A 15,924-nucleotide genomic window follows, 5' to 3' on the forward strand; every position below is an offset into this window, starting at 1 on the left:
GCGTTCTACTCCCCCGGAAGCCGGGGCGGTCATGCCACCGCGACCTTGCGCGGACGCCCACGGGGGCGCTTGCGGGCGATCACGACACCCTGGTCGAAGATCTCGCCACCCCAGACGCCCCAGGGCTCGGCGCGATCCAGCGCGGCCGTCAGGCAGCCCTGGCGGATCGGGCAGGACGCGCACAGCGCCTTGGCCTCTTCCAGCTGGGCGGGAGCCTCGGCGAACCACAGGTCCGGGTTGCCGACTCGACAGGGCAGGGTGAGGGTGACGGCCCGGCGGGTGCGGGCGGTCGTGTTGGCCACGGTGTTGCGGCATGTCACTCGTTCACGGATGACCGTGGTGGACACGTCGGGCTCCTTCAGCTCGTGCTTCGGTCGTTCGGTGTTTCGCGAAAACCGGTGCCGGAGGCTGTGGGCCGAAAAAACATTGGCCACGGTATTCGCGGTGGTCGCGATCCGTGGCCAGGAGGTCTGGGAGAGGTTTCCCTACCTGAGTCGACTTCGGTGTCGACTCCTGATCACGGTCGCTGGGTCGGTGGTGTGCGGGCGGACTGCCGGCAGATGGACCGGACGCTCGGTTCCGGCCAGATCCGCCATCGTTTCGACGGCCGCATATGCGGCTGCCGACTGCTGCCAGTCGCCCTTGGGCTTGTCCTGCTCGATCACGATCGGCCGGTCCGCTTGGACTTTGCTTGCAAAGACCTGAAGACCAAGATCGCTATTCACGCCGGACATACGAATCCCCTGGAACGCGAGGATCCCCCGGGAGACGGACGCCACGGACATGACGGGTGCCGTCGCGAAACGGCCGGCGATAATGCCGGTCGCAATGCTGTTCACGGTGTTGTTCATTGGTCTGCCTCCCTCCTTCACTCGTATGCGATCAGTTGCTTGCTGCACGGCGGGTTCTCCCCGGTGCATGTGAACGACTCTAGGTACATATACGGATGCACACAACCTATTTTTGACCTGCTGTTTCAGGGGCTTGTCCAGATGCCCCGGCAAGTCTAGGAAGAGTCCCGGAGACGCGAGCGGACGATGGCGAGCACGTCCGCGCCGTAGGTCTGCAGCTTCTTGGCGCCGATGCCCGGGATCGCGACCAGAGCGCGGTCGTCGGCGGGGCGCTGTTCGGCGATGGCGGTCAAGGTCGTATCGCTGAACACCACGAAATGTGGCAGTGACAGCTCGTCGGCCTTCTCCCTACGCCATTCCTGGAGTGCCACCAGCAGTTCCGGGTCCACGTCGGCGGGGCAGCGGGCGCAGCGGCCGAGCATGGTGGCCTGAGTGGTGAGCAGGGGGCGGCCGCAGATGCGGCAGGTCGGGTGCTGGCGTTTGGGGCCGGCCCGGCGTTCGGTGGTGTGGGCCGCGATGCGCGAGGCCGGCGAATCGTCGGGGACCAGGCCGATGAGGAAGCGGGAGCGGCGGCGCACCTTGCGCCCGCCCGCGGAACGCGCCAGCGCCCAAGACAATTGGAGATGCTCGCGGGCGCGGGTGACGCCGACGTAGAGCAGGCGGCGTTCCTCTTCCAGCGCGGCCTCGTCCGAGACCGTCGCGTCGGGACCCAGGACGTGCTGGATCGGCAGCGTGCCGTCGGCCAGGCCGACCAGGAACACGGCATCCCACTCCAGCCCCTTGGCCGCGTGCAGCGAGGCCAGGGTGACGCCCTGCACGGTCGGTGGGTGCCGGGCTTCGGCGCGGGCGGCCAGTTCCCGCAGCAGACCGTTCAGTTCCAGATCCGGATCCTGTTCGGCGAGTTCCTCGGTGAGCTGGACCAGCGCCATCAGCGACGACCAGCGCTCCCGCGCCTGCACGCCGACCGGCTCCTCCTTGGTGAGCCCGACCTGGGCGAGCGCGGCCCGGACCAGCACGACCAGTTTCTCGCCGCGGGCGTCGGGCAGATCGTCGCGATTGGCGGCGGTGCGCAGCGCCGAGACCGCCTGGCGCACCTCCGGCCGATTGAAGAAGCCCTCGCCGCCGCGCACCTGATACGGGATGCCCGCCTCGGTGAGCGCCTGCTCGTACACCTCCGACTGCGCGTTGATGCGGTAGAGAATCGCGATTTCGGCTGCGGGAACACCGTTTCCGAGCAGTTTGGCGACCGCCTTGGCGACGGCGGCGGCCTCGGCGGGCTCGTCGTCGAATTCGGCGAAGGTCGGTTCCGGTCCGTCGGCGCGCTGGCCGATGAGTTGCAGCCGGGTGCCCGCGATGCGCCCGCGGGCCGCCCCGATCACCCGGTTGGCCAGCGACACCACCTGCGGGGTGGACCGGTAATCGCGTTCCAGGCGGACCACCGTGGCGTCGGGGAAGCGCCGCGAGAAGTCCAGTAAGAAGGTCGGACTGGCCCCGGTGAAGGAGTAGATGGTCTGGTTGGCATCGCCGACCACGGTCAGATCGTCGCGATCGCCCAGCCAGGCGTCGAGCACCCGCTGCTGCAACGGCGTGACGTCCTGATACTCGTCGACCACGAAACAGCGATAGCGGCCGCGGAACTCCTCGGCCACCGACGAATAGTCCTCGAGCGCGGCGGCGGTGTGCAGCAGCAGATCGTCGAAGTCGAGCAGCAGTCCGTCGGGCGTGGTCTTGAGCGCCTCGTAATAGGTGTAGACCGCCGAGACCTTCTTGGCGTCGTACGGCACGTCGCGATGGCGGCGGCCGACCTCGCCCGCGTAGTCCTCGGGCGCGATGAGCGAGCCCTTGGCCCATTCGATCTCGCTGATCAGATCGCGCAGGCTGTCGGTGTCGGTGGGCAGGCCCGCGCGCCCCGCGGCCTGCGCCGCCAGGGGGAACTTGCCGTCGATGAGCCGCCACGGTACGTCGCCGACGACCTGGGGCCAGAAGTATTTCAGCTGCCGCAGCGCCGCGGCGTGGAAGGTGCGGGCCTGCACCTGCCCGGCCTCACCCCCCAATCCCAAGGCGCGCAATCGATTTCGCAGTTCGCCCGCGGCGCGGGCGGTGAAGGTGACCGACAGCACCTGATCGGCGCGCACATGCCCGGACGCCACCAGGTGCGCGATGCGATGGGTGATGGTGCGGGTCTTGCCGGTGCCCGCACCCGCCAGCACACAGACCGGCCCCCGGGGTGCGCGCACGGCCGCGGCCTGCTCGGCGTCGAGGTCGTCGAGCCGGAGCGGGGGCTGGGCGGGCGCGGCAGTCACGCGCTCCATCATGACAGCGCCCTCCGACAGCGCGGACGGGCCTCGGCGTGGCGCACGGAAACCGGTCGGTCGCCTGCTGATCCGATAGCGTGCTGACGTGGTCGACGAGACGCCCGCGCCGGGCAGCACCGAAACACCGGAGGTCCGCGAACGGCACGCCAGCTGGATGGAGCTGTTCTTCGATCTGGTCGCGGTGGCCGGGATCGGGCAGCTGACGCATCTGCTGCATCGGGGGCCGTCCCTGGGCGACTTCGGCCTGTATGTGGTGCAGTTCCTGGCCTTCTGGATGGTGTGGGCGTGCATCACGCTGTACGGCAATATCGCCCGTGACCAGGCGCGCGTGCCGTTGATGCTGACGGCCATGCTGGGCCTGGGCCTGATGGCCGCGGCCGTGCCCGGCATCCCCGATCGGCACGCCACCACCTTCGCCGCGGTGTACGTGCTGGTGCGGCTGGGTTCCGAACATCTGTGGGGCCGCGGCAAGGTCGTGGTCGACTGGCCGGCGATTCAGCTCACCATCGGCGTGTACCCGTGGCTGATCTCGCTGTGGGTCCCGGAGCCGGCGAAGTATTGGCTGTGGGTGGGCGGTCTGGCGCTGGATCTGTGGATCATGTTCGCGGTCAGCGGGGAGCAACTGCTCGCCGAGGCCCGCAGGCGGTTGCGCGCCCGTATCCGCCGCATCCAGCAGAGCCCGCGCTTCGACCCGGCCCGTTTCGATCCGGACAAGGTGCCGGAAATGCAAGCGCTGCACACCGATCCGGCGCACCTGGGCGAGCGGCTCGGCCTGTTCGTGATCATCGTGCTCGGCGAGGGCGTCATCGGCATCATCACCGCGCTGGGCGCCCAGTCGTGGACGGCCGCGGTGCTGAGCCTGGCGTTCGCGGCCTTCGTGATCCTGGCGGGCCTGTGGGCGTTGACCCTGTTGTTCGGTTTCGTGCCGCGCCTGATGACCGAGGGCGCCGCCGCGACCGCCGAGCCCTGGCAGCGCATCATGCTCACCCACTGCGGCATCACCGCCGCCCTGGCCACCCTCGCCGCGGGCCTGGGCTTGGCCATGGATCACGCGCACGGGCACCTGAGCACCGGGGTCGGCTGGGCGTTGTGCGGCGGTGCCGCAAGCTATTTCGTGATCGTCGGACTGAGCGGTGTCCGCAGCGGGGTGGGCTGGCGCTGGCTGTTCGTCTGGCCGCTGCCGTGCGCGGCGCTGGCGGTCGCCCTCGGTTTCGCCGCCACCCATCTCACCGCGCTGCCGCTGGTGTGCGCGGTCGCGGTGCTGGTGGTGTGGCCGCTGCTGTGGGAGACCTGGTCGTCCGGCATGTGGCGCAACGACCCCGGCAGCCCGAACCGGCGAACGCGCGGCCGCGCCGACGAGAGCACCGCCTAGCCGGCGGCATCCGGGAGCGGCTGCCCGGAGTCGCGGTCGCGCAACTGGCGCAGGGCGGTGGTGAACCGCGCCGCGCGCTCGCCGAGCGGGGCGAAGAACTCCCGGTCGCAGGCTTCGACCGCGCCGATGGCCCGATTCACCAGGGCCGCACCGGATTCGGTGGGGACCAGGGATTTGGCGCGTTTGTCGCTGGGGTGGTCGCGGCGTTCCAGCAGACCCTTCTGTTCCAGAGTGCGCAGCACCTGGGAAGTCATCATGGGGTCGGTGGCCGCCTGGGCGGCGACGTCGCGCTGGGTGACGGGATCGCCACCCGACCGGCCGGTGAGCCAGGTCAGGGAGGCGAGCAGGACGAACTGGACGTGGGTGAGGTCGAAGGGGGCGAGCGCCGCGCGTTGCGCGGCCTGCCAGCGATTGGTCACCTGCCAGAGCAAGAGACCGGGGCTTTCGTCGGCGTGCTCGAATTCGGTGCGCAGTCCGTCATTCGTCACTGGCCGACCATAGCGCGGGAGATGATCTCGAAATCGTGGGCGGTCAGTTCGACCAGGCCGCGCCGCAGCACGATTCCCCAATTGGGCGAGCTGGTCAGGTCGAGTTCGCCGCGCAGTTCGTCGAGGGGGACCTGCCGGGCATCGCGGTCGTAGTCGACCGCGCGCCGCCACGGGCGGAAGCAGCCGCCCGCCTCCTCGACCTGCCAGGCCGGGCCGTCGACGATGGTGCCCAGCGCGGTGAAGGATTTGATCGGTTCCCCCTCGCGCATGCCGGTTCGGGGCGAGTAGTAGACCAGGCCGTCGCCGGCGGACATGCGTTCCACGGCAGCGCGTTTGCCGTGATTGGCCTGTGCGAAGCCGAGTTCCACGCCGCGCCGGACATGGTCGCGGGAGACCACGCCCAGCCAGTACCGGGTGCTCATACCAGCACCGCCTCGGCGGCGGCGACCAGCGCGTCGACATCGCGCTGCAGCGAGGCGGCGAGATCCTTGCCCATGATCCTGTTCCACAGCCCGCGCAGCGGACCTTCCATGGAGACGCGCACGGTGACGGTGGTGCGCTCACCGTCGGTGACGACCGTGTGAGCGAAGATCAGCCGCGCGCCGATCAGCTTGGACGAGTCGACGAATTCGGTGTCGGTGAGCTTGGTGACGACGAACTTGGTCTTGGGGCCGCCCTTGGGCTTGAGGGTGCCGGTGGCGCCCTGCTCGAATTTGCCGTCGAGGATCACCCATTCGGTGTCCTGGTTCCATTCGGGCCAGGTGGCCATGTCGGCCCACTTGACGAAGAAGGCGGCGGGAGCGGCGGTCGAGGTGGCGGAGGCTTCGGCGATGAACGTCATGCAATTAGTATGCGCGCTTACTATTCTCCCGTCAACCCCCGATGAGGGGAACACGATCAGCGGCGCGTATGTTGCACCGATCGTGACTGCTACCGATCTGACCATGTACTCGACGACCTGGTGCGGCTACTGCCGTCGGCTCAAGACCCAGCTCGACGAGGCCGGGATCACCTACGAGGTGATCGATATCGAAGACCATCCGGAGGCCGCCGAATTCGTCGGCAGCGTGAACAACGGCAACCACGTGGTGCCGACGATCAAGTACCGGGACGGTTCGACGGCCACCAATCCCAGCCTGGCACAGGTCAAAGAGGCGCTCGCCGCGCTCGGCTGACGCCCGGCGAGAAGATCGGCCGAGCGGGCGAGAAACGAGAAGCCGCACACCCGAGGGGTGTGCGGCTTCCGGTTGTGCGGGCCGGGTCAGTCTTCGGCGGCCCAGGATTCCACGATGGTCCGGGCGATCGAAATCGAGCCCGGCAGTAGCAGTTTCGCGGGTGTGGGGCCCGAGACCCCGGTCGGCGATCCCCAGGCGCCCGCGTTCAACGCCTCGCGCACCTCGGCGCGGGTGAACCAGTGCGCCTCGACGATCTCCCCGTCGTAGAAGGCCACCGGCTGCTCCGGGTCGGCGACCGCGGCGAAGCCGAGCATGAGCGAGCGCGGGAACGGCCACGGCTGGCTGCCCAGGTAGCGGATCTCGCGGACGTCGACGCCGACCTCCTCCTTGATCTCGCGTTCCACGCAGCGTTCCAGCGACTCCCCCGCCTCCACGAATCCGGCCAGCAGCGAGAACAATCCCTCGGGCCAGGTGCTCTGGCGGGCCAGCAGCACGCGATCGCCGCCGTCGTGGATCAGGCAGATGACGGCCGGGTCGGTGCGCGGGAAGTCCTCGTGCCCGGATTCGCTGGTGCGCGACCAGCCGGCATTGGTGGACCGGGTCGGCGTGCCGTCGACGGGACTGAAGGCGGCCTTGTCGTGCCAGTTCAGCAGGGCCAGGGCGGTCGAGAGCAGGCCCGCGCCGAAGTCGTCGAGTTCCAGGGTGGTGCCGAAGGCGCGCAGATCGGTCAGCATGCCCGCGAGGGTGTTGTCGCGCACGGCCCACAGGTGCACGCCGTCGTCGACGCCGACGAAGACCGCCTCGGGCGTGGGCTCGGGAGCGAGGGTGAGGGCGGCGTCCAGCACCACGACCCCCGCCTCGACGCGCACCTGCCCGCGCTTGTTCATTCGGAGGAGTTTCGCCTGCGCCCAGCCCTCTTTCAGGGCCTGCTCGTCGGCGCGGAGGTGTTCCGCGCGGTCGAGAGTGGTACGAGACAGCACCGGCACCGCATTCAGCTGAAAACCTGACACGGTTCGAGAGTAGTCGGACCGGCCTAGCCGGCTTGGACTCGGCGCAGATAGAGCAGCCGGTCGCCGGATTCGAGGGCGTCGGTCTCGGGGTCGCCGACCCGGATGAGCCGGCCCTCGCGGACCACGCCGAGCACGATGTCGCGCAGGTGGCGCGGGGACCCGCCGATCTCCTCGGTCTCCACGTCGCGTTCGGAGATGGCGAATCCGGCTTCGGGGGTGAGCAGATCCTCGATCATGTCGACCACGGCGGGGGTGGTGGTGGCGATGCCGAGCAGCCGGCCCGCGGTCTCGGAGGACACCACCACCGAGTCCGCGCCGGACTGACGCAGCAAGTGAGTGTTCTCGGCCTCGCGGACGGCAGCGGAAATCTTTGCCTTGGGGTTGATTTCGCGGGCGGTGAGGGTGACCAGCACCGCGGTGTCGTCGCGGTTGGCGGCGACCACGACCGCCGAGGCGTGCTGAACTCCGGCCAGCCGCAACACATCCGACTTGGTGGCCGAGCCGTGCACGGTCACCAGGCCGGCGTTGGCGGCGAATTCCAGCACCTGCGGGTCGGTGTCGACGACCACGATGTCACCGGCGGACACGCCGTCGGCCAGCATGGCGTCCACGGCGGTGCGGCCCTTGGTGCCGTAGCCGACGACCACGGTGTGATTGCGCACGGTGTGCCTCCATCGCTGAATCTTGAACGCCTGCCGGGATCGTTCGGTGAGCACCGAGAGGGTGGTGCCGACCAAGACGATGAGGAACAGCACCCGTAGCGGCGTGACCACGAGAATATTGATGAGCCGCGCACTGGCGGTGACCGGTGTGATGTCGCCGTAGCCGGTGGTGGACAGCGACACCGTGGCGTAGTAGGCGGCGTCGAGCCAGCCCATGCGCTCGCGGGCATTGTCGTGATAGCCGTCGCGGCCGAGGTAGACGACCACGGTGGCCAGCACCAGCAGCGCCACCGCCAGGGTCAGCCGCCGCAGCAGCGAATACCAGGGGCTGGACTGTGCGGACGGGACGCGCAGAATGCCGACCAGCGCGAAATCGGGGCGGTCGGTCAGGTTGCCCAGACCGCGCGACGAATCACCGAACACGCGAATCACCGGTCGCTGGTGCGTCGTACGCGGTGGGGGCTTCTAGCAGCGGCACAGGTCCGCAGCGTACCGGGCGGGGTGGGAATCGACCGTGATCCCCGGCATGGTTTCGGGCGGGGTCGCGCGTGGCGGGGTGGTTTCCGGGCGGAACCACGCCGCAAAGACAGAGACGGTGATCGATGGTCACCATTCCGGCGGCGGTTCTTCGGAATCCGGGGGCGGTTCGAAGTCGAAGTCCAGGGGGATGTCGAACTCCGAGGGGGGACGCAGCATTTCGACATCGGTGGGCTCGTCCGGGCCGGGATCGTCGTAGTCCGGTTCCTCGGCACGGGGCGGCCGGGGCGGGGGCGGCGGGGTGCGGTGGGGGGCGGCGTCGGTGATGATGGCGGCGAGTTCGGTTGGGCCGGGCAGGTGTTGGGGGGCGATGGTGCGGCCGCTGCGGACGTAGTGGAAGGCGGCCACGGTATGGTCGAGGATCTCGGCTTCGGGACGACCGGTGCGGGCGGCTTCCAGGCGGGCCCAGGCCAGGCGGTAGACGGCCAGCTGGACGGCGACCGAGTTCGCTTCGGCGCGCGCGGGTTCCGCGCCGGTCTTCCAGTCGACGACCACCCAGGTGCCGTCCGGGCGGCGGAACACGGCGTCCATGCGGCCGCGGATCACGGTGCCCGCGATGGTGGTCTCGAAGGAGATCTCGACCTCGACCGGGTTGCGTTCGGCCCACGCGGAGGCGAGGAACGCCTCCTGCAGGCGCATGAGATCGGCGTCGGTGTCGGCGATGTCGGCCGCGCCGGGCAGTTCCTCGAAGCCGAGCAGACGCGTGCCCGCGAACCAGCGTTGCAGCCAGGCGTGGAAGGCGGTGCCGCGGCGGGTGTAGGGGCTGGGCGGGTACGGCAGCGGACGGCGCAGGCGCGCGGCCAGTTTCGCGGGATCGGCGCGCAGGTCGACCAGGGCGGTGGCGGCCAGCTGCCCGGGCAGTTCGACCTCGCGCACGGCCTGTTCGGCGGCGAGATGCTCGGCGATGAGGGCGCTGACGTCCTCGGCCCAGCCTTCGGGGTCCTCGTCCGCGGCGGCGTCGGGGCCCTCGTCGTCGGGATCGGTTGCGGTGCCGCCGAATTCGGGACCGAAGTCGAGTTCGGTCTGCTGCGGGCGCGCTTCGGCGTGCAACGCTGCCAGCGCGGATTTCACCAATTCCGCTCCCTCCTCGACGAATTCGCGGCGCGAGCCGAGCGGGTCGCGCGGCCAGCCGGCGGTCTGCGGATTGTCGGTGAAGGGGTTGGCGGTATCGGGCAGCGGCGGATCGTCCCAGCGGTCGATGCGCACGGTGCGCGACAGCGCCGAGCCGGGGGTTTCGGTCTCGTTCTTCAGCTCCAGTAGAAAAGCCGAGGGCCCCTTGGGTTTCGAGCCGGTCTCCGACCAGTGGTGGGCGGAGACGAACAGGGCGCGTTCGGTGCGGGTGAGCGCCACGTAGAACAGCCGCCGCTCCTCGTCCAGGCGGCGGGCGGCGAGGGCCTTCTTGTGCTCCTCGAGGGCGCGTTCGAGATCGACACGGTCGTAGATGTCCTCGAGGTCGAGGACCGGGACGCCGTCGGTGGCGTCCTCCTGTTCGCGGTCGCCGCGCAGGGCGGTGGGCAGTTCGGCGAGCGCGCCCATCCAGGTGGCGGTGCCGGTGCCCGAGGGGAAGGTGCCGTCGACCACGTGCGGGACCGCGACCACCTCCCATTCCAGCCCCTTGGCGGCGTGCACGGTGAGGATCTGCACGCGATCGTGGGCGACCTCGACTTCGCCCGGCTCCAAACCGTTCTCGACCTCCTCGGCGGCGGCGAGGAAGTCGAGCAGACCGGGCAGCGAGGAGCGGTGGTCGGCGGAGTAGCCGGCCACCACCTCGGCGAAGGCGTCGAGGTGTTCGCGGCCGGCGGCGGCGTGGGCGCGGCGGGCCTGGGTCTCCACGCCGACGCCGATGGTGCGCTCCACATCGGCGACCAGTTCGGCCAGCGGCTGCCCGGCCCGCTCGCGCAGGGCCGACAGTTCACGGCCGAGCGCCGTGATGCGGGCGAAACCCTGCGGCGAATAGTCCTCGGCGTCACCGGGATCCGCGATGGCGTCGCCGAGACCGGCCCGTTCGGCGGGTTCGGGGGCGACCTCGCGCAGCGCCTCGTCCAGGGTGGCGGTGTCGGTGATGGCGTCGGACTGCCCGGCGGGACGACGAATGGACAGGGCGCGAGCGCGTTTCGACAGCGCCGCGATATCGGCGACGCCGAGGCGCCAGCGCGCGCCGGTCAGAATGCGCACCGCCGCGCTGCCCGCCGCGGGATCGGCGATCAATCGCAGGGTGGCGACGATATCGGCGACCTCCGGGGTGTGCAGCAGGCCGCCCAGGCCGACGATCTCCACCGGTAATCCGTGCGCGCGCAACGCTTCCGCGAGGGGCGCGGCATCGGCATTGCGTCGCACCAGCACCGCCGACGTCGGCGGCGGCAGCCCGTCGTCGGCGGCCGCCTGCCATTCCGCGGCGATCCGCTCCCCTACCCAATCGCGTTCCGCCGCAACGTCTTCCCACAGGGCCAGGGCCACGGTCCCGGCGGTGGCGTCGGGACGCGGCCGCAGCGCGTCCACCGTCACTCCGCCACCGCGGGCCGCCCGCTCCCGCAGCGGATCCGAGACCAGGTTGGCCAGATCCAGCGCCTCGGGCGGATTGCGCCAGCTGGTGAGCAGCGGCAGGATCGGCGCGGGAACCCCTGGCGCACTGGGGAAGTCGGTGGCGAACCGAGGCAGGTTGGCGGCCGACGCCCCGCGCCAGCCGTAGATGGACTGCATCGGGTCACCGACCGCGGTGACCGCCAGCCGATGCAGCCGATCGCCGGTAGGTGCGGCCGGTTCGTCGAAGGCCGCCGCAGGCCCCCGGCCAGGGGACTGCTTCGCGGCGCCGGCACCACCGTGGGAGTCGCCCCCGGGACGACGGGCAGAGTCGGCATCGGCTCCCGCGACGGATGCGGATCCGCCGAACAGGGCGGAGAGCAGGATGCGCTGGGCGTGCCCGGTGTCCTGGTATTCGTCGAGCAGAACCAGGTGGAAGCGATCTCGTTCGGCGACACCGACTTCCGGGTGGGTGGCGGCGAGGCGGGCCGACAGCGACATCTGCGCGCCGAAGTCCAACGCGCCGCGGCGGCGCAGTTCCTCGTGCAGCCGGTCCACCAGCGGGAGCAGGGCGACGCGTTCGTGCTGGGCTTCGAGAAGGTCGAGCAGGGCCTTCTTCGGGCCGCCTTTCTGGCGTGGACCGGCGGGGAGGGTGTGGATCAGGCGTTCCAATTCGACATGGGCGGTGGCCAATTGACGGGGTTCCACCAGGTGCTCTGCGAGTTGGCCGGAGAGGGCGAGGACGGCCTCGGTGACGCCGACGGGGCTGCGGTCGGTGTCGAGATCGCCGTCCCAGGTGGAGACCACGCGGTAGGCGAGCTGCCAGAGCTGGGTCTGGGTGAGCAGGGTGGCGGTGGGTTCCACGGGCAGCAGCAGGCCGTATTCGGTGAGCAGGCGGCCCGCGTAGGAGTGGTAGGTGCTGATCTCCGGTTCGGAGGCGGTGAGCAGGCCGCGCAGCCGCCCGGTGGGGTCGATGTCGCGGACGACGGGTGCGCCCGCCAGCCGCGCCAGGCGGGTGCGGATGCGAGTGGTCAACTGCTGGGCGGCTTTTCGGGTGAAGGTGAGGCCCAGCACCTGGTCGGGTTCCACCAGTCCGTTGGCCACCATCCACACCACGCGGGCGGCCATGGTCTCGGTCTTGCCCGCGCCCGCGCCCGCCACCACCAGGGTGGGACCCGCCGGCGCGGCGATGACGGCGGCCTGTTCGTCGGTGGGCGGCGGCAGGCCGAGGGCGTCGGCGAGCTGCCGCGGGCTGATGCGCTCGCCCGGCGCTGGACCGTCACCGTCCGCGGAATCGTTGCGCGACACCGCGCTCACTCGTCCGTCACCTGCCGACCGGTGTCCTGCACGGGGCAGCTGCCCGCGACCTTGCAGTGGCGGCAGCCGTCATTGCGCATGGCCAGATAGCTCGGGCCCTTGGAGGCGTCGGCGGCGTCGTGGATGACACCGCGCCAGGTGTCGATGCCCTCGGCGTCCAGCGGCTGCTGCATGCGCTGGGTCGCGCCCTCCTTGCTGCTGGGCTTGGCCACGTACACCAGGCGCGCGCCGCCGGGTTCGCCCTCGCCGAGCGCGCCCTCGGCGGCGGCGACCTGGTAGGTGGCCAGCTGTGCGTGATCCTGCGCGGCCTGCTTGGAAATGGGCGTCTTACCGGTCTTCACGTCGACGATCACGAAGCGGCCCAGGGCATCCCGCTCGACGCGGTCCACCCGGCCGCTGATCCGCACCGGCTGCTCGCCCGGCCCGCGGGCGGGCAGCACGCAGTCCACCGGCACCTCCACGCCGATGGCGGTGAGCTCGTCGCGGGTGTTGCGCAGCCAGGCCAGGAAGGTGTCGACCATGGTCTCGGTGCGGCGCAGTTCCGCGCGGGAATGCCAGTTCTCGCCGTCGCGGGCGGCGGGATCGACCTTCTTCCACGCCCGCACCAGGGCCTGTTTCACCTGGTCCTCGGTGACCTGACCGGCCAGCGCCTGCACCAGGGTGTGCACCAGGTTGCCCTTGAGCGCGTGCTGGTTCTCGCCGTCGCCGCCGCCGTGGCGTTCCAGGGCCCAGCGCAGCGGGCAGGTCTCGAGCTGATCCACGGTGGACGGCGACAGCGTGATCGCGCCATCGGCGCTGTCCCACAACGGATTCGTGGAGGACAGCTCGGCGGTGCCGTACCAGTCGTCGGGGTGCGCGCCGCGGACCCCGGCCCGCGCCAGCCGGGCCAGCTGCCGGGCCGCCCGCAGACGGCGTTCCGGCGCGGTCTCCGGATCGCAGGCGGCGGAACGCAATTCGGCGATGAGGGCGTGCATGGCCAGCGCCCGGCCCGGATCCACCGGTGCCGGGATCCGGCCCGGACCGCCCTCGGCGGCGTCGGCGTCCAGCTCCGCCAGGAAGCGTGAGGGCACCAGATCCTGGTCGCCGGTGACCGATTCGACCGCCGTCACCAGCAGTGATCGCCGCGCGCGGCTGCACGCCACCAGCAGCAGCCGTCGCTCCTCGGCCAGCAGCGGCGCGGCGCGGCTCACCTTCTCACCCGAACCGGCCACGCCCGCAAGCAGATCCACCAGATCCTCGACGCCCAGCAGGGTGCCGCGCGGCCGCAGGTTCGGCCAGATCCCTTCTTGCACGGCGGCGACCGCGACGGTGTCCCACTCGCGGCCCGCGGCCGCGTGCGCGCTGCAGATGGTGACCGCCTCGCCGGGGTCGGTCACGGGTGCGTCGTCCTGCGGAATCTCCTGCTGCTCCAGGTATTCCACGAAACCCTCGATGGTCGCCCGGGGCAAGCGGTCGACATACGACGCGGCGGCCTCGAACAGCCCGACCACCGCGTCGAGGTCCCGATCGGCCTGCATCCCCACCGCGCCCCCGCGCTCGGACTGCCCCACCCAGCGCCGCTCGAGCGTGGAAGCGGTCCACACCCCCCACATGACGTCTTCGAGCCCGCCGCCGTCCCGGCGTACCTTGCGCGCCCGGGCGAGCGCTTTGAGCACCCGCCGCAGCGGGGCGGCCTCCACGTCGGTGAGCTTCTCGAGCACCCGGCCGCCGCCCACCCCCACCAGCAGATCCCGCAGGATCTCGGCCGAGGAGCGGTCCAGATCCGCGAATCGCGTGGCGTCCCCGGCGGATTCGACCGGTTCCGGCTGTGCGGCAGTCGATTCGACGGGAGGTTCGGCGTCTTCCCCGGCGGCGCGTTCGGGCAGGCCGAGTTCCAGCACCGCGCGCCGAATGCCACGGCGCAGCCGCCGCAGACTGATCTGATCGGCGCCGCCGAGCGGCCCGGCCAGCAGGTCGAGCGCGTCGTCGGCGGTGAACGCGATCGGCCGCGGATGCCGCACCGCGGTCGGGTCCCCCGCGGTGACCGCCCGCAGCGCCAACAACATCCACATCGCGCCCCGCCGCCGAGCCAGCGGCACATCCGCCGGCGGCTGCCGCACCGGCACGCCGGCCGCCAGCAGCGCCCGCCGCAACGGCGCCAACGACAACGGCACCGACCGCACGATCACCGCCATCCGCGACCACGGCACCCCGTGCGTGAGATGCGCCCGCCGCAGATGATCAGCGATCAGCGCCGCCTCCTTCGCAGGCGTGGTCAACACCTGCACCCGCACCTCCCCGTCGAACTCCCCACCCGCCCAAACCTTCTCGGCCTGACCGTCGCCGCGCCATGCCAGTGCGGACGCCCTATTCGCCGCCCCGGCGGACGGCCCACTCGTCATCCCGGCGTGCTTTTGGCCGGGATCCACACTCGGGGCGTGGATTCCGGCCAAGTGCACGCCGGAATGACGGGGACGGTCGCCGTCTTCGCCGCCCCGTCCGATGCCGCGGCCGTCGCCGTTGGTGGCTGTATCGCCGTTGTCGGTGAGGGCCGCGACGATGTCGGCGAGGAAGTCGGTGGTGGTTGGGGGCGGGAGGATGCCCGGGGGTGGGGTGCGGTGGGCGCCGGAGCCGGGGAGGCGGGCGGCTATGCGGCCGGCTAATTCTTGGACAGCGGGGGCGGAGCGGTGGTTGTGGCGCAGGGTGATTCGGCGTTCGGCGGGGGCGCCGGGGTCGGCGGCGAAGCGGGAGTCGGCTCCGCGGAAGGTGTAGACGGCTTGGTCGGGGTCGGCCGCGATGACCGTGGTGGCCCCGCCGCTGCCGAGGGCGCGGATGAGCCGGGCGGCATGCGGGTCGAGGTGCTGGGCGTCGTCGGCGAGCAGGCAGTGCAGCCGGTTGCTTTCGGCGGCAAGGAGTTCCGGGTCGGCGTGGAAGGCTTCGAGTGCGGCCGTGACGAGTTCGGCGGCGTCCAGGGCGGGGGCGCTGGCCTCGGGCACGTCCATGCCGACCGACCAGCGCAGCATCATGATCTGCTCGTAGCGTTCGGCGAAGCGTCCGGCGGCAACCCATTCGGGGTGGCGATGGGTGTGGCCGAGTTCGATGAGATCTTCGGGCCCGAGACCGCGTTCGGTGGCCCGCAACATGAGGTCCCGCAACTGTTCGGCGAATCCGGTGGCGGCCAGCGCCGGATGCAGGCGCTCGGGCCAGTCCGCGGCCCCGTCGGCGAGGTCGCCGCGCAACATCTCACGGATCACGATGTCCTGTTCGGATCCGGTGAGCAGTCGGGGCGGCGGATTGCCCTGGTCGGCGGCGAAGGTCCGCAACAGTCCGAAGGCGTAGGAGTGCACGGTGCGCACCAGGGGCGCGCGGGTCGCGCCGGGCACACCGCCCAGTTCCGGGTCGGCCTCGGCGATGCGGATATTGATGGCGGCGCGCACGGCGGTGGCGGCGCGTTTGGTGTAGGTGAGCACCAGCACCGAATCGGGCGCGGCCCCGGCCAGAATGCGGGCGGCGGCGATATCGGCCAGCAGCGCGGTCTTTCCGGTTCCGGGCCCGCCGAGCACCTGCCAGGGCCGCCAACCGGGGTCGAGGCCCAGATCGTCGAACAGCGGCCGGAGTCGCGCGTCCCACGCCCGCGAGGGGGTCCGGGTCCGAGCACGGCGCACCAATTGCACCGAGCTATCCGATCGCATCACGTC

At 70.9% G+C, this 15,924-nt stretch carries 12 protein-coding genes; 2 read left to right on the forward strand and 10 right to left on the reverse strand.

What is annotated here, in order from left to right:
* Positions 1-29 precede the first annotated feature (29 nt).
* From D7D52_RS00075 to D7D52_RS00085, 3 genes are all read right to left on the reverse strand, one after another.
* Positions 30-347 (reverse strand): WhiB family transcriptional regulator, encoded by a 318-nt coding sequence (locus D7D52_RS00075; RefSeq protein ID WP_120743649.1) that lies wholly within the window; start codon positions 345-347, stop codon positions 30-32.
* 138 nt (positions 348-485) lie between these two features.
* Positions 486-851, reverse strand: a complete 366-nt coding sequence (locus D7D52_RS00080; RefSeq protein WP_120734493.1) for a hypothetical protein — start codon at positions 849-851, stop codon at positions 486-488.
* 155 nt (positions 852-1,006) lie between these two features.
* Entirely contained in the window at positions 1,007-3,163 is a 2,157-nt protein-coding gene (locus D7D52_RS00085; RefSeq protein WP_120743650.1) for an ATP-dependent DNA helicase UvrD2, read from the reverse strand.
* Between the two features lie 88 nt (positions 3,164-3,251).
* On the opposite strand from D7D52_RS00085, the gene D7D52_RS00090 reads away from it, so the two are divergent.
* Positions 3,252-4,538, forward strand: coding sequence for a low temperature requirement protein A (locus D7D52_RS00090; RefSeq protein ID WP_246023560.1), 1,287 nt, complete (start codon positions 3,252-3,254; stop codon positions 4,536-4,538).
* Here D7D52_RS00090 and D7D52_RS00095 read toward each other — a convergent pair.
* From D7D52_RS00095 to D7D52_RS00105, 3 genes are read right to left on the reverse strand one after another with little or no spacing between them, the layout of a single operon-like run.
* Entirely contained in the window at positions 4,535-5,026 is a 492-nt protein-coding gene (locus tag D7D52_RS00095) for a MarR family winged helix-turn-helix transcriptional regulator (protein ID WP_120734494.1), read from the reverse strand. The genes D7D52_RS00090 and D7D52_RS00095 overlap by 4 nt on opposite strands.
* On the reverse strand, positions 5,023-5,448 hold the full coding sequence (locus D7D52_RS00100) for an EVE domain-containing protein (RefSeq protein WP_120734495.1): 426 nt from the start codon (positions 5,446-5,448) through the stop codon (positions 5,023-5,025). The genes D7D52_RS00095 and D7D52_RS00100 overlap by 4 nt, the downstream gene beginning before the upstream one ends.
* Positions 5,445-5,867: an SRPBCC family protein gene (locus tag D7D52_RS00105; protein ID WP_120734496.1), complete on the reverse strand. Its 423-nt coding sequence runs from the start codon at positions 5,865-5,867 to the stop codon at positions 5,445-5,447. The genes D7D52_RS00100 and D7D52_RS00105 overlap by 4 nt, the downstream gene beginning before the upstream one ends.
* A gap of 82 nt (positions 5,868-5,949) precedes the next feature.
* Between D7D52_RS00105 and D7D52_RS00110 the strand changes: the two genes are divergently transcribed.
* Complete coding sequence (locus D7D52_RS00110) at positions 5,950-6,201, forward strand: mycoredoxin (protein ID WP_120734497.1); 252 nt, start codon at positions 5,950-5,952, stop codon at positions 6,199-6,201.
* Positions 6,202-6,287: 86 nt separating this feature from the next.
* Here D7D52_RS00110 and nudC read toward each other — a convergent pair whose 3' ends face one another.
* The 4 genes from nudC to D7D52_RS38915 form a co-directional block, all read right to left on the reverse strand.
* Positions 6,288-7,211: an NAD(+) diphosphatase gene (nudC, locus tag D7D52_RS00115; RefSeq protein ID WP_120734498.1), complete on the reverse strand. Its 924-nt coding sequence runs from the start codon at positions 7,209-7,211 to the stop codon at positions 6,288-6,290.
* A gap of 23 nt (positions 7,212-7,234) precedes the next feature.
* A complete protein-coding gene (locus tag D7D52_RS00120) occupies positions 7,235-8,296 on the reverse strand; it encodes a potassium channel family protein (protein WP_246023561.1) in 1,062 nt (353 codons plus the stop codon).
* A gap of 183 nt (positions 8,297-8,479) precedes the next feature.
* Positions 8,480-12,247: an ATP-dependent helicase gene (locus D7D52_RS00125; RefSeq protein WP_425464599.1), complete on the reverse strand. Its 3,768-nt coding sequence runs from the start codon at positions 12,245-12,247 to the stop codon at positions 8,480-8,482.
* Positions 12,244-15,918 (reverse strand): ATP-dependent helicase, encoded by a 3,675-nt coding sequence (locus D7D52_RS38915; protein ID WP_246024109.1) that lies wholly within the window; start codon positions 15,916-15,918, stop codon positions 12,244-12,246. Before D7D52_RS38915 ends, D7D52_RS00125 begins: the two co-directional genes overlap by 4 nt.
* Between the last annotated feature and the right edge of the window lie 6 nt (positions 15,919-15,924).

This window comes from Nocardia yunnanensis (assembly GCF_003626895.1).
Classification (GTDB): domain Bacteria; phylum Actinomycetota; class Actinomycetes; order Mycobacteriales; family Mycobacteriaceae; genus Nocardia; species Nocardia yunnanensis.